The organism is Erythrobacter sp. (assembly GCF_038133525.1).
Classification (GTDB): domain Bacteria; phylum Pseudomonadota; class Alphaproteobacteria; order Sphingomonadales; family Sphingomonadaceae; genus Qipengyuania.
In genome coordinates, this window is sequence record NZ_JAYPTL010000017.1 from 24,592 (window position 1) to 37,408 (window position 12,817).

The following is a 12,817-nucleotide window of genomic DNA, read 5'->3' on the forward strand; positions in this document are numbered from 1 at the left end:
GTGCGCCGTGTAGCTCGCGGCTTGACCGCTGCGAGCGCGCCCTTATTGCCGCAGCACAATGACTGCGACGCCGCTCAAGCTGTTCAACTCGCTTACTCGCGAACTCGAAACCTTCACCCCGGTCCATCCGGGTGAGGCGCGCGTCTATACCTGCGGGCCGACGGTCTATAACTATCCGCATATCGGCAACATGCGCGCCTATGTGTTTGCCGATGTGCTGGGCCGTACGCTGAGCTGGAAAGGCTACAAGCTCACCCACATCATCAACATCACCGATGTCGGCCACCTGACCGACGACGCCGATGCGGGCGAAGACAAGATGGAAAAGATGGCTGCCGAACGCGCGCAGTCGATCTGGGACATCGCGAAGCACTATACCGAGGCCTATTGGGCGGACGTGAAGGCGCTCAATATCCGACAGCCGGCCAAGTGGTCGATCGCGACCGATTACATCGAGGATATGCTCGAGTTCGCCAAGAGTATTGCGGACAAGCACTGCTACGAGCTCGATAGCGGCCTCTATTTCGATGTCTCAAGCGTCGCCGATTACGGGCGGCTGGCGCGTGCGGTTACCGAAGATGGTGAGGGCCGGATCGACGCGGTCGAAGGCAAGCGCAATGCCGCCGATTTCGCGATCTGGCGCAAGACCCCGCCGGGCGAGAAGCGTCAGATGGAATGGGACAGCCCCTGGGGGCGTGGCGCGCCGGGCTGGCACCTTGAATGTTCGGTGATGGGCGGCAAACTGCTCGGCTTCCCGTTTGACATCCACACCGGCGGGATCGACCACCGCGAGATCCACCATCCCAATGAGATCGCCCAGAACCAGGCCTTCTGCTGCACCAATGGGCTCGACCTGGCCGAGAACAGCGGTGCGCGCATCTGGATGCACAACAACTTCCTGGTCGAACGCAGCGGCAAGATGTCGAAGAGCGCGGGCGAATTCCTGCGCCTGCAGTTGCTGATCGACAAGGGTTACCACCCGCTTGCCTACCGCATGATGTGCCTTCAGGCGCATTACCGCAGCGAGCTGGAGTTTTCGTGGGAAGGACTGGGCGCGGCGCTGACTCGCCTGAAGCGGATCGTCATGGCGGTGGCGCCGCTGCGCGATGTCGCCTTGGGCGATCCCGGTCACCAGAAATTTGCCCCCATGCGTGAGAAATTCGACGCCGCGCTGTCCGAAGACCTCAACACCTCGGTCGCGCTTGTCGCGCTGGAAGAGGCCTTGGCGGTGAAGAAGGTGGACGCAGGCGTTAAACGCGCCGTGATCGAGGACATGGATAGGGTGCTGGGGCTTGAGCTGTTCGGCCTCGAACGTGTCGATCTGCGCATCCGCCCCAAGGTGGCTGTGATCGCAGACGCCCAGATCGAGGAAATTCTCGCAAGTCGCCGGCAGGCGCGCGCCGAGAAGGACTTCGCGACCTCCGACGCGCTGCGCGACGAGTTGGTTTCGCACGGGGTCGAAGTAATGGACGGCGACCCGCTCGGATGGGAATGGAGGCTCTGATATGGCCGACCCTCAGACCCTTCTCTGGCAACACCTCAAGGATGCGCCGCAGGGTCTGGAGTTCGTTCGCGACTTCGAAGCCGATGGTTTCATTCTCCCGTTTTACTGCGAGGCAGCGCACCTCGCGATCGAGATTGAAGCGGACCCTTTCAAATCAAAGGCCCATGCTGCGCGGGAGGCTTGGCAGGAAGCCAATCGTGTCGACGTGATGCAGGTTCCGCCCAGTCATGTGCTGCAAAACGCCTCGGAAGTCGCCGATGCAATCGTTTCGATTGCCGCTCCGCGCAAGGAACGGTTCGCGGGGGGCTGATGCGCGTCTGGCGGCTAACCCGGGTGGGCTTCACAGCGCTCGATGGGTCTGGGCCAATGCGCCATGGCGCCCGCTATTCCTCGCCGGGGCGGCCGGTAGTCAACTTCGCTTCCGAAGCTGGGCTGGCGGTGTTGGTCGCGCTGCGTTACCTGCCGGAAGATCCGGGAGAGCGGCCTTCCGACTTCGTACTAGGCTGGACCGAAATCGAGGCCTTGCCGGAGCATGTGCCTGATGGAAACGAACCCGCGATCCGCGTCTGGGTCGACGAATGGCTCGACAGCCGGCGCTCCTTGCTGGCGGCTCTCCCTTCGCGAGTCCTCCCCGAAGCGGACATCATCATGATGAACCCGCTTCACCCCGATGCTGCCAAGGTTGCTCCGCTGCGTATGCGGCCCTTTGACTTCGACCAATGCCTGCATCGACCGCCCATGCTCGATACGTACCGCATTGCCGAGTGACTATTCGCGCGGGCGGCCAAGCCAGCAATTGATCGAGAAGCGCGCGTGGGCGAATACGTCGCCTGCAATGGTGATCGGCTCGACCTCATGCGGAAGGTAGGCCGGGAACGCCACCAGCCGGTCATGCTCGGGGGCCAGTCGCACGGGCTCGGATGGCCCAGCGACTGGGTAGAGTACGAGTTCGCCACCCTCGAACCGCTTCGGTTGCAAGTGCAGGTAATAGACCAGTGTCGCGATCCGGTCATGGTTGGCATGTCGTCGTCGCTCGGCTGCGAACAGGTCGATATGCTTGCGGAAATAGTCGCCGTCGCGATGCGCAAACAGCCCGCATTCGAAGATGAGGTCCGCAATTGGTTCCATCCCGATCGAAGCCAGCAAATTGCTAGCCTGATGGCGCGCCTGCGCTTCGAATTCGCCGAGCAAGACCCTGCCATTGCGGAGCATCCATGACCGGCGTGAGTTCAGATCGAGTGCGCGCGACTCTTCATCCGAAGTGACTTCGGTACGGTCGAAATCGACCTCCCGCGCGCAGGCCTCTTTGAGCAGCTGCGAAGCGAAAGTTTCGCCCATGAAGCGATCGATTGCCGCATAGGGCACGCGGGCCTGCGCCTTTTCCTTGACGCCCCCGTCCGCATCGTGCTCGACCTCTTCCATACGAGAGGTGAGTAAATGACCAAAGCTGTCCTGTCTGCCCTGATCCGCCCATTGGTCGAGCCGCGATTGCCCGATTGGGTCGAGCCTATGTGGTTCATGAGCAAGGAGCAGGCGCTTGAATTCGCGCCGCAGGCGGAAATCGGCTGGTTCGATCTCAACGAGAAGGAGCCGATGATCGAGATCGCCCATGCGGCGACCAATCTCAAATGGCTCAACTCGATCTATGCGGGGCTCGATTTCATGCCGCTCGACGTGCTGGCAGAGCGCGGGGTGGTGGTGACCAACGGTGTGGGGATCAATGCCATCACCATCGCTGAATATACCGTCATGCTGATGCTCGCCCATGCCAAGGGTTATCGCGAGGTGGTGCGCGCGCAGGAACGTCATGAGTGGCTGCTGGATAGCCCTGGAAAGCGTGAGCTGTCGGGTGAGCGCGTGCTGCTGCTGGGGCTCGGCGCGATCGGCAAGCTGATCAAGACCCGGCTCGAGGCCTTCGACATGGAAGTGGTTCCGGTACGCCGTTCGGGAGCCGAAGGAGCTCTGACTCCCGATGCATGGCGTGGCGAACTTGGCTCCTTCGACTGGGTGGTGCTCGCTGTCCCTTCGACTCCCGAAACTCGTCATATGATCGGCGCGGCAGAGCTCGCCGCGATGCGGCCGAATGCCGTGCTGGTGAACATTGCCCGTGGCGATGTGGTGGATCAGGGCGCGCTGGTTGCGGCACTCGACAAGAAGCAGATCGAGGCGGCACTGCTCGACGTGACCGATCCGGAACCCCTGCCGCCAGATCACCCCTTGTGGGAACTCGACAACGCGCAGGTTACCATGCACCTGTCGGGCAGGGCGCAGACCAAGATGTTCCAGCGCTCGGCCGATCGCTTTGTCGAGAACCTCGAACGTTGGCAGCGCGGCGAACCGGTCGAGCCGCAACTCGACCTCGCATTGGGCTACTGACTCGCGGCCATGTGTCTGTTAGGCGTAACGAAAGACCCGTAAACGGGCTTAGTATGGTCGCGACTGGAGCGGTGCCGGCGGGCGGCGCCAGGGGGAGACTTCGCGTACCATGACCAAGACTCAAAAAGCGTCCGACCTTTTCGTGGAATGCCTCGAAGCCGAAGGCTGCGAGTATATTTTCGGCGTTCCCGGCGAGGAAAACCTCGACTTCCTCGACAGCCTCAGCCGCTCGAAACAGATCAAGCTGGTCCTCACCCGACATGAACAGGGCGCGGGGTTCATGGCCGCGACCTATGGCCGCCACACCGGCAAGACCGGCGTCTGCATTGCCACGCTGGGCCCCGGTGCGACCAATTTCGTCACGGCCGCCGCCTATGCACAACTCGGCGGCATGCCGATGATGATGATCACCGGTCAGAAGCCGATCAAGAAATCGAAACAGGGTCAGTTCCAGATTCTCGACGTGGTCGCGATGATGGACCCGATCACCAAATATACCCGCCAGCTCCATGCGGGCGATAACATCCCCAGTCGCGTGCGCGAGGCCTACCGCCTGGCCGAGGAAGAAAAGCCCGGCGCGGTCCACCTCGAACTGCCCGAAGATATTGCTGAGGAACCGACCTCCTCACGACCGATCCCGCGCAGTGTGGCGCGCCGCCCCAGCGCCGAACCCAAGGCGGTCGCGCTCGCCGTCACTGCCCTGACCAAGGCCAGGAAGCCGATCCTGGTGGTCGGCGCAGGTGCCAACCGCAAACTGACCGGCAAGATGCTCGCCGAATTCGTCGAGAAGACCGGCATTCCCTTCGTCACCACGCAGATGGGCAAGGGCGTGCTCGACGAGCGGCATCGCCTGTTTCTCGGTTGCGCGGCACTATCGGCCGGCGACTTCTGCCATCGCGCGATCGAAGAGGCCGATTGCATCGTCAACATCGGTCACGACGTGATCGAGAAGCCGCCGTTCTTCATGCGCGCGGATGGCCACACGGTGATCCATGTCTCCAATCGGTCGGCTGAAGTCGATCCGGTCTATTTCCCGCAAATCGAAGTGATTGGCGATATCGCCAACGCTATCTGGCAGATGAAGGAAGCGATCTCGCGGCAGGAACATTGGGAGAGCGGCACGCTCAAGCGCTACCATCATGCCGAGCTCGAACACACCGGCAAGCTGGCAGAGGATGCGCGCTTCCCGATCTTCCCACCGCACCTCGTCCAGCAGGTGCGTGACTGCATGCCCGAAGACGGGATCATCTGCCTCGACAATGGCGTCTACAAGATCTGGTTCGCGCGGGGTTACACCGCCTACCTGCCCAATACCGTGCTGCTCGACAACGCGCTTGCCACCATGGGGGCGGGCCTGCCCAGCGCGATGATGAGCGCCATGCTCTATCCCCAGCGCAAGGTCATGGCGATCTGTGGCGATGGCGGGTTCATGATGAACAGCCAGGAGATGGAGACTGCCGTCCGCCTGGGCCTCAACCTCACCGTGCTGATCCTGCGTGACGATGCCTATGGCATGATCCGCTGGAAACAGGCGAATATGGGGTTCGAGGATTTTGGCCTCACCTACGGCAACCCCGATTACGTCAAATATGCCGAGAGCTATGGTGCAAGCGGCCATCGTGTTGAAAGCAGCGACCACTTACGCAAGCTGCTCGCCCATTGCCGCGATACGCCCGGCGTCCATCTGATCGATTGCCCGGTCGACTATTCGGAGAACGACCAGATCCTGAACAAGGATATCAAGGACCTGTCGAAGCAGCTGTGAGGCTGGCCGGGTAACGGAGGACACGAATGCCCCAGCTCAAGGATACCTACCCGCTCTACCTCAACAACAAGGCGGTCCTGCCCAATACCGATCTCGAAGTGACCGACAAGTTCACGGGTGAGGTTGCCTTTCGCACCGCATTGGCGACGCCCGACGTGATCGACGAGGGTATTGCAGGGGCCGTACGCGCTGCTGAACCCATGGCGCGGATGCCAAGTTACGAGCGGCAGGCTGTGCTGCAGCACTGCGTCGACCGCTTCAAGGAGCGGTTTGACGAGCTGGCCTATGCGCTGTGTGTGGAAGCGGGCAAACCGATCAAGGATAGCGAAGGTGAAGTCACCCGCCTGATCGATACCTTCCGCATCGCTGCAGAGGAATCGGTGCGCATGTATGGCGAAGCCCTGCCGCTCGACATAAGTCCGCGGGCCAAGGGCTACCAGGCGATCTGGAAGCGCTATCCGATCGGGCCGTGCAGCTTCATCTCGCCGTTCAATTTCCCGCTCAATCTCGCCGCGCACAAGATCGCGCCGGCGATCGCGGTTGGCTGCTCTTTCGTGATGAAACCAGCCAGCAAGACGCCGCTTGGTGCACTGATCATGGGTGAGGTGCTGGCCGAGACCAATTTGCCTGAAGGCGCATTCTCGATCCTGCCCGCCAGCCGTGACGGGGCTGACCTGTTTACCGAAGATGAGCGGCTCAAGCTGCTGAGCTTCACTGGTTCGCCGGGGGTGGGCTGGGACCTCAAGGCGAAGAGCGGCAAGAAGAAGGTGGTGCTCGAACTCGGCGGCAACGCCGCCGTGATTATCGACCATGACGCCGATCTCGGCGATGCGCTCGAGCGGGTGATCTTCGGCGCTTTCTACCAGAGCGGGCAGAGCTGTATCGGGGTGCAGCGGATCATCATCCACGAAAGCGTCTACGACCGATTCAAGGATATGCTTGTCGCGAGGACCAAGACGCTGGTCGCGGGCGACCCAAAGGACCGGAACACCTTCATTGGCCCGATGATTTCGGAAGGCGAAGCAAAGCGGCTCAAGGGCTGGATCGACGAGGCGGTTGAGGGCGGAGCGAAGCTGCTGTGTGGTGGGCACCGCGCAGGCAATATGCTCGAGGCGACGTTGCTCGAGCATGTCGACCGCGATGCCAAGGCGCTCAACGAGGAAGCCTTCGGCCCGCTCGCGATCCTGCAGAAGTTCTCGCACTTCGACGAAGCGCTCGAAGAGGTGAACCACTCCAAGTTCGGCCTTCAGGCGGGGATTTTCACCCGTGACCTGTTCAAGATGTTCGATGCGTGGGATCGGCTCGAAGTCGGTGGCGTGGTGATCAACGATGTCCCAAGCTACCGGGTCGATAACATGCCCTATGGCGGGGTGAAGGATTCTGGCCTCGGCCGCGAAGGCATCAAGTTCGCGATGGAGGACATGACCGAGATCCGCAATCTGGTGATCCGGCGGACCTGAGAAGCGCCGCCCCGCGATGAACGGGGCGGCGTTCGCTGCGCTTACTCTTCGTCGTTGTGGTGATGCCCCAGCATCGAAGTGCTGCGCACGATGAGCGATTGATACTCGTCCCAGACGGCCTGCGCCTGCTTTTCGCCACCGGCGATCTCTACCATGGCGGCCCACCACTTCTTGCGATTGGGTGAGCCCGTGTAGGTATATTCGATGGGTCCGTCCTTGAGATCGAATGCGACGATGAAATCCCATTCACCCGTCTGCAAGTGCACGAGATAGGGCATCGGCGTACCCGCGGCCTTGGACGCCTTCTGGAAATAGTTTTCGATTATCTCCTCGGCACGATTGCGTTTGCCGGCTTTGATATCGACCAGCACGACCTCCATGTACTCCGCGTTCTCGCGGATCGTCGGCCCTTCCTCGTGATGTTCGGCAAGCGCTGCTGTCGGAATGGCAGCGAGAATGCTGGCCGCGGTAATGGTGACGAACTTACGCATAGCGGGTCTCCCAACTTGGTTGACCTGGCACTCAAAACTCAGAGCGACCCTGCCAGGCGAAGCGACCTTAGGGAATGGCTACAAAAATTGCGAATCTTGCGTAACCGCTGAGATGCCGGCGGTCCTTAAAGTGCCGCGCCGGCAGTGTGCCTTTTTGAGGGCGTACAACTCAGACCCTCGCCGCAGTCGCGCGACGGACGGCGTAATGGAAATCCAGAGTCAAGTGACCCGGAGGACTTGATGTCAGGGCTTGGGGAGCACCTTCAATTCGTAGGGAACGAAGAGCAGGACCTCGGCGGGGCCGGAGCGCGACCACTGCACTGGTCTATTGAGACCGGTTAACTCGACGGCGTAGCTGTCACCTAGGGCTGCTGCTTGCCGCTGTGCGTCTTCCGCGATTGTGGCAATGATCCGATCTCGGTAGCTGTCAGGATCGACGACCGAGAGCGTCGGGTCGCCCGTCTCTTCCATTTGCGCCCGCCCTACTTCGGGAACAGCCTTGACGAAGCTTCTAATGCGCGCCTGAGCTTGCTCGACCGTTGTACCGGCAAGGGGTGCCTTGATCAGGAATTCAATCTTCTCACTGTCAGGCCTTCGGTCATCCTGCAGCTCAAGTTCCGCCGAATTGGCAACCGTCAATTGGGTGACGATGTATTCGCCCTGCGCCAGTACCACCCCACTCCGGTCAGCCAATTCGATCGCCCGCTTTAGCATAGCGCGGATTTCCGCCTCTCGCCTTTCATCCTCGCGGCTGTCGCCGCGTATGGTGACTTCTTGGATGAGGAAGTCGGCCTTTTGTCGCAGCCCGACCGCAGGCATCCAGTCGGAGTAATCGACTTGATCGATTCGGATCGCAGTAACAATTATTTCCTGACCTTTGAGATCCTGTGCAGTAAGTGGAGCGGATGTTCCGGCGACCAATAGAAGCGCTAGTATCTTTTTCATGCTGTGCTCTCCCGATACGCTGGGATTACCATTGCCGATGAGACCGTCAATCGGTCACGCATCCTCCAGCAGCAGTAATTCGCATTGCACGACCAATCGAGGTGAGGGGAGCAGGCGGTGTTCGACTTCTATTACGTTGGCATCCGCGACAAGCTGGCCGGGGAGCGCGAATTCGTGTTCGGGCAAGGCAGCAACGAAGCGTTCCCCTGCCTCGACAGCGGTGGCGCCCGCGAAGACCAGTGCCAAGCGATGCCGCGCGCCGGCAAAAGTGATGCTGGCCCAGGGCGTCTCGCTGTGGCTGATGAGCTGCGCGTGATGCTCGGCCAGCTGCAACACGGCGGCTCGCAGGCGATCAGTCACGGTGCGGCGGGGGCGAGCGGGACGCAGAGTGCGCCCTTCAACCGACATGTGTGGTCTCCTTGTTCGCTTCGCTGCGTGCAGCCTCGAAGCCTTCCATGAATCCACGAATGCGTTGCTCGGTGCGGTCGCGCGGCTCGCGCCCCATCCTGAGGTCCAGCACGAAGCGTGGGTCGTGTGCCGCGAGGCGGCCGAACTTTGTGGGGGGCATTTCATGGTGACGCAGGAATTTCTCGATCGAACGGATCAACATGCGGAGTCTCCCCAAGCGTTTGCAGGAAAAGGCGATTCGTGCCTTGAGTTCTTCATTTGTTCCATCCCAAATCCTACTTGTCTAGGAAAAATCCTATGCTATAGGAATTGGCATGGAAGACCTCTCGAAAGACGAGCGGAATGCCCGGGTGCGTTTGCAGGATCTGGTCCGGGAAAGCGGCGCCAGCCTTGCGGGCCTGTCGCGCCTGATCGGGCGCAACCCGGCCTATCTCCAGCAATATGTCACCCGGGGAAGCCCGCGGCATCTGGACGAACCCGACCTACGCCGGATTGCGGAGTTTCTCGGGGTCGCGCCCCAGGCGATCGAGACGCGCCGTTTCAACGAATTTCGGTACCATGCCTCCTTGCAGCACCGAGCCTCGCCCCTGGACGATTGGATCGATGTTCCACGGCTTCCGCTCGATGCTTCGGCGGGACCAGGCGCGTTTTCGGCGGAGGAAATTTCCTTCGACCATTTCCGTTTCAGCCGCCGGTGGTTGCGCGAGATGGGGTTGGAAGGGGCGGACCTTTCGGCAATCCGAGTAGAGGGCGACAGCATGGAGCCGTTGTTGCGCAGCGGTGATGAAATCTTCGTCGATCGCAACAAACGCGCGGGAGAAGGCATTCACGTCGTCCGCATCGGTGATGCGTTGCATGTGAAGCAAGTCCAGGCGCGTGGTCCGGGTCGTGTCGCACTGATCAGCGCCAATGACGCCTATGCTCCGATCGAGCTTGCCCTCGACGATATCGAGGTGATTGGTCGCGTCGTGTGGAAGAGTGGGCGCGTCTGAGCGTCGTCCTAGGACGGCATTCGGCGATAGTCCTCGCTGCGCAATGTCAGCAGGTAATTTGCAATCTCTTCAACATCCGCTGCATCGAGCTCAACATCCATGACATCGGGATAATTGTGGGCATCGCTGAGATAGGCGACCAGCGTGTCGTGCGTAAGCCCGTGCGTATTCGCAATATCCACGAAGCTGGGTGCGCGCGCGAGGGGAGAGAGTTCGTCGCGGCGGATGGCATGACAGCTTGAACAGGTTGTTGCGACCAATGCAGGGATTCCAGTCTCGCTCGCGTCCGATTGTGTGGGGGCAGGGGCAGACGCGACTTCGTTTGCTTGGCAAGCGGTGAGCGCAAGAAGCGCGAGGGCCAGGACTGAACGCATCTGCAAGACCTTTGAATCGATCATCTTGATCGGGCCTATCGCGTGGCCTTGGGTGGCGCAATGGTGATCGGGCACCTAGTTCTGCGCGGAGTTCCGTCTGCCACCAGCTCAAGCTGCCCCGCCTCGCTGCTTGACTCGCCATTCCAGCCATCGCATCCGCCGCGCATGGTTCGATACGTTGCCTCCGCAGTCCAGCAAGGCCCCTGCCCGAAAATGGCGGCGGGTTCCTGCGCGCCTGTGTGCTGACGCTTTCGACCAACAGCCACAGACGACCGAACACCCCGCCCGGTCGGCGGGGTTTTTCGTGCCGGTCGGGCGCAATCCATAAGGAAGGACTGCCCCGATGACCATTTTCGCTACCGAAGCCGATTTCGCCGATCTCGCCGGCCGAGTGCTGGCAACCAGCTTGCCGCATGAAGCCTGGACCCACGAGGCGCATTTTGCCCTTGCGCTTTGGGCGCTGCGATACATGCCGGAAAAAGCGGATCCCGAATGCTTCCGCTCGATCATCATTGGCCTCAATGAAGCGCACGGGACGGCCAACACGGACAGTTCGGGCTATCACCACACGATCACTGTTGCCTCATTGCGCGCGACCGCCGCTTGCCTTGCTGAGCGCCCGGAAACTCCGCTCTCCACCGTCTTGAGCCTCATGATGGCTGGCAAGTTCGGCCGGTCGGACTGGATTCTCGCGCATTGGTCACGAGAGCGGCTGTTCAGCGTTGCGGCAAGGCGTGGCTGGATAGAGCCCGACCTTGCGGACCTGCCTTTCTGACCGATGACCAGTTAGTGCTGGTGCCGCAGTGACATGATGTAGTCACGAACCAGCACCGCCTTCTCCTCGGGCAGCTGGATGCGCATCTGGCCCGCGACATCATGGCCATCACTGAAGAATTCGCGCAGGGTGACCGGGGTGAAGCCCATATCATTGGCCACGAACTCGAACGAGGGCGCGCGTGGGTTGGGTGATTCGGTCCCGGGCCTGACGGCATGGCATCCGCTGCACTGTTCTTCGACGAATGCGATAGCGTCGGCATGTGACGACGGCGGCGGTGCTTCGTCGGTGACGGTCGTGCAGCCAAGTATGAGCGCGAGTAGTGGAAGTGCAGCAAAGCGGGTCATGAGCCAAGTTTAGCCCTTGGGTCAGGCATGCGCAATCGATGGCCCCGCGAACTCGCGCTTGCGGGCTGGCCGCATTCTCCCCACAATCGGTTGCATGACAGAACCCACTACCCAGCCGCCGATGAAAGCCGGAATCGTTCCGGTGACCCCGCTCCAGCAGAATTGCTCGCTGATCTGGTGCACCAAGACGATGAAGGGCGCGCTGGTCGATCCGGGCGGTGATCTGGCGAAATTGCGCGCAGCAATCGCGCAGACCGGAGTGACGATCGAGAAACTGCTCGTCACGCATGGCCATATCGATCACTGCGGCGAGACGGGCATCCTGGCCAAGGAACTCGGCGTGCCGATTGAAGGGCCGCATGAGGCAGATCGGTTCTGGATCAGCCGCCTCGACGAAGACGGCGCACGCTACGGCGTGAACGGGCAGGTGTTCGAACCCGATCGCTGGCTGCAGGATGGCGATACGGTTACCGTGGGCGAGCTTGAACTCGAAGTCATCCATTGTCCCGGGCACACGCCTGGGCACGTGGTCTTCTTCCACCGTCCGTCCAAGTTCGCGATCGTTGGCGACGTGCTGTTTCAGGGCAGCATTGGGCGCACCGATTTCCCGATGGGGAACCATCAGGACCTGATCGATTCGATAACGCAGAAGTTGTGGCCGCTGGGTGAGGACGTGACCTTCATTCCCGGTCACGGCCCCACCAGCACCTTTGGTCGGGAGCGCAAGACCAACGCCTTTGTCAGCGATTACGCGCTGGGCTGAAGGTCTGCTGTCCCGAGTCGCGATTTACATCACGCCCATCGCAATCAGCGTGGCGGTCACCGCCAGGCCGAGCTGGGTCAGCATCGTGACGATTACCCCGATCGACCGCCCCTTGGCGAGCGCGCCGCCATCCATGCCCAGCCCGTGTGCTACGCGCGCAAGCATGTAGACCGCCACGACCCAGGTGAGCCACTCGCCGCCCTTGGACGACAGCTCGATCGCTGCGACAAGGATCAGCACGAAGGCTGTATTCTCTACGAAGTTCAGCTGCGCTCGCATCCGCGCGGTCAGCGGGCCACCGCCGTCGTCGCCGATCGAAACCTTCTGCTTCACCCGCATCTGACCGACACGAATGGCGAGCCAGAGATTGATAATTGCGGCAGCCGCAGCGGCCGTCAGTGTTACTGGCAGAAAAATACCCAAGCGATCCCTCCTCTCGAAAGCGTCTGTGTACAGACCCGGGATGTGCTAGTCGGAGGGGCATGTCGAAGCAACGTGGCTGGTGGTGCCACTTGGCTTGCATCCCCCGCAAAATTCGCTATATCGCCCGCCTTCACCGCCACGGTCGGGAATATTCGGGTTCACGCGCTCTTGTGCGTTGCCGGACCTTCCACTAG

17 protein-coding genes are annotated in these 12,817 nt (G+C 61.2%); 9 read left to right on the forward strand and 8 right to left on the reverse strand.

The window, feature by feature from the left end:
* Positions 1 to 58: 58 nt before the first annotated feature.
* The 3 genes from cysS to AAFM29_RS06170 are packed head-to-tail and all read left to right on the forward strand — an operon-like array spanning position 59 to position 2,272.
* Positions 59 to 1,504 (forward strand): cysteine--tRNA ligase, encoded by a 1,446-nt coding sequence (gene cysS / locus AAFM29_RS06160; protein WP_341711928.1) that lies wholly within the window; start codon positions 59 to 61, stop codon positions 1,502 to 1,504.
* 1 nt (position 1,505) lies between these two features.
* Positions 1,506 to 1,814, forward strand: coding sequence for a DUF559 domain-containing protein (locus tag AAFM29_RS06165; protein ID WP_341711929.1), 309 nt, complete (start codon positions 1,506 to 1,508; stop codon positions 1,812 to 1,814).
* Positions 1,814 to 2,272 carry an RES family NAD+ phosphorylase gene (locus AAFM29_RS06170; protein WP_341711930.1) on the forward strand — a complete coding sequence of 153 codons (459 nt, stop codon included), beginning with the start codon at positions 1,814 to 1,816 and terminating at the stop codon, positions 2,270 to 2,272. The genes AAFM29_RS06165 and AAFM29_RS06170 overlap by 1 nt, the downstream gene beginning before the upstream one ends.
* Here the strand turns inward: AAFM29_RS06170 and AAFM29_RS06175 are convergent, their stop codons facing one another.
* On the reverse strand, positions 2,273 to 2,926 hold the full coding sequence (locus AAFM29_RS06175; RefSeq protein ID WP_341711931.1) for a 2OG-Fe(II) oxygenase: 654 nt from the start codon (positions 2,924 to 2,926) through the stop codon (positions 2,273 to 2,275).
* Positions 2,927 to 2,941: 15 nt separating this feature from the next.
* Between AAFM29_RS06175 and AAFM29_RS06180 the strand changes: the two genes are divergently transcribed.
* The 3 genes from AAFM29_RS06180 (at position 2,942) to AAFM29_RS06190 (ending at position 7,105) form a co-directional block, all read left to right on the forward strand.
* The gene (locus AAFM29_RS06180) at positions 2,942 to 3,880 is read left to right on the forward strand and encodes a D-2-hydroxyacid dehydrogenase (RefSeq protein ID WP_341711932.1); all 939 of its coding nucleotides are present in this window, start codon (positions 2,942 to 2,944) and stop codon (positions 3,878 to 3,880) included.
* 109 nt (positions 3,881 to 3,989) lie between these two features.
* Positions 3,990 to 5,645: an acetolactate synthase large subunit gene (locus AAFM29_RS06185; RefSeq protein WP_341711933.1), complete on the forward strand. Its 1,656-nt coding sequence runs from the start codon at positions 3,990 to 3,992 to the stop codon at positions 5,643 to 5,645.
* 26 nt (positions 5,646 to 5,671) lie between these two features.
* Complete coding sequence (locus AAFM29_RS06190) at positions 5,672 to 7,105, forward strand: aldehyde dehydrogenase family protein (RefSeq protein ID WP_341711934.1); 1,434 nt, start codon at positions 5,672 to 5,674, stop codon at positions 7,103 to 7,105.
* A gap of 41 nt (positions 7,106 to 7,146) precedes the next feature.
* Here AAFM29_RS06190 and AAFM29_RS06195 read toward each other — a convergent pair whose 3' ends face one another.
* The 4 genes from AAFM29_RS06195 to AAFM29_RS06210 form a co-directional block, all read right to left on the reverse strand.
* A complete protein-coding gene (locus AAFM29_RS06195) occupies positions 7,147 to 7,596 on the reverse strand; it encodes a hypothetical protein (RefSeq protein WP_341711935.1) in 450 nt (149 codons plus the stop codon).
* 243 nt (positions 7,597 to 7,839) lie between these two features.
* The gene (locus tag AAFM29_RS06200) at positions 7,840 to 8,517 is read right to left on the reverse strand and encodes a TonB-dependent receptor (RefSeq protein ID WP_341711936.1); all 678 of its coding nucleotides are present in this window, start codon (positions 8,515 to 8,517) and stop codon (positions 7,840 to 7,842) included.
* A gap of 78 nt (positions 8,518 to 8,595) precedes the next feature.
* Entirely contained in the window at positions 8,596 to 8,949 is a 354-nt protein-coding gene (locus tag AAFM29_RS06205) for a hypothetical protein (RefSeq protein ID WP_341711937.1), read from the reverse strand.
* Positions 8,939 to 9,151, reverse strand: a complete 213-nt coding sequence (locus AAFM29_RS06210) for a hypothetical protein (RefSeq protein ID WP_341711938.1) — start codon at positions 9,149 to 9,151, stop codon at positions 8,939 to 8,941. The genes AAFM29_RS06205 and AAFM29_RS06210 overlap by 11 nt, the downstream gene beginning before the upstream one ends.
* Positions 9,152 to 9,263: 112 nt before the next feature.
* On the opposite strand from AAFM29_RS06210, the gene AAFM29_RS06215 reads away from it, so the two are divergent.
* Positions 9,264 to 9,941 (forward strand): LexA family transcriptional regulator, encoded by a 678-nt coding sequence (locus tag AAFM29_RS06215; protein ID WP_341711939.1) that lies wholly within the window; start codon positions 9,264 to 9,266, stop codon positions 9,939 to 9,941.
* A gap of 8 nt (positions 9,942 to 9,949) precedes the next feature.
* Here the strand turns inward: AAFM29_RS06215 and AAFM29_RS06220 are convergent, their stop codons facing one another.
* A complete protein-coding gene (locus AAFM29_RS06220; RefSeq protein WP_341711940.1) occupies positions 9,950 to 10,123 on the reverse strand; it encodes a hypothetical protein in 174 nt (57 codons plus the stop codon).
* 535 nt (positions 10,124 to 10,658) lie between these two features.
* Between AAFM29_RS06220 and AAFM29_RS06225 the strand changes: the two genes are divergently transcribed.
* Entirely contained in the window at positions 10,659 to 11,090 is a 432-nt protein-coding gene (locus AAFM29_RS06225) for a hypothetical protein (protein ID WP_341711941.1), read from the forward strand.
* Positions 11,091 to 11,101: 11 nt separating this feature from the next.
* On the opposite strand, the gene AAFM29_RS06230 is transcribed toward AAFM29_RS06225, so the two are convergent.
* Complete coding sequence (locus AAFM29_RS06230; protein ID WP_341711942.1) at positions 11,102 to 11,437, reverse strand: hypothetical protein; 336 nt, start codon at positions 11,435 to 11,437, stop codon at positions 11,102 to 11,104.
* A gap of 121 nt (positions 11,438 to 11,558) precedes the next feature.
* On the opposite strand from AAFM29_RS06230, the gene AAFM29_RS06235 reads away from it, so the two are divergent.
* Positions 11,559 to 12,200 (forward strand): MBL fold metallo-hydrolase, encoded by a 642-nt coding sequence (locus AAFM29_RS06235; RefSeq protein ID WP_173216077.1) that lies wholly within the window; start codon positions 11,559 to 11,561, stop codon positions 12,198 to 12,200.
* Between the two features lie 24 nt (positions 12,201 to 12,224).
* Here the strand turns inward: AAFM29_RS06235 and AAFM29_RS06240 are convergent, their stop codons facing one another.
* On the reverse strand, positions 12,225 to 12,623 hold the full coding sequence (locus AAFM29_RS06240) for an MAPEG family protein (RefSeq protein WP_341711943.1): 399 nt from the start codon (positions 12,621 to 12,623) through the stop codon (positions 12,225 to 12,227).
* Positions 12,624 to 12,817: the final 194 nt, after the last annotated feature.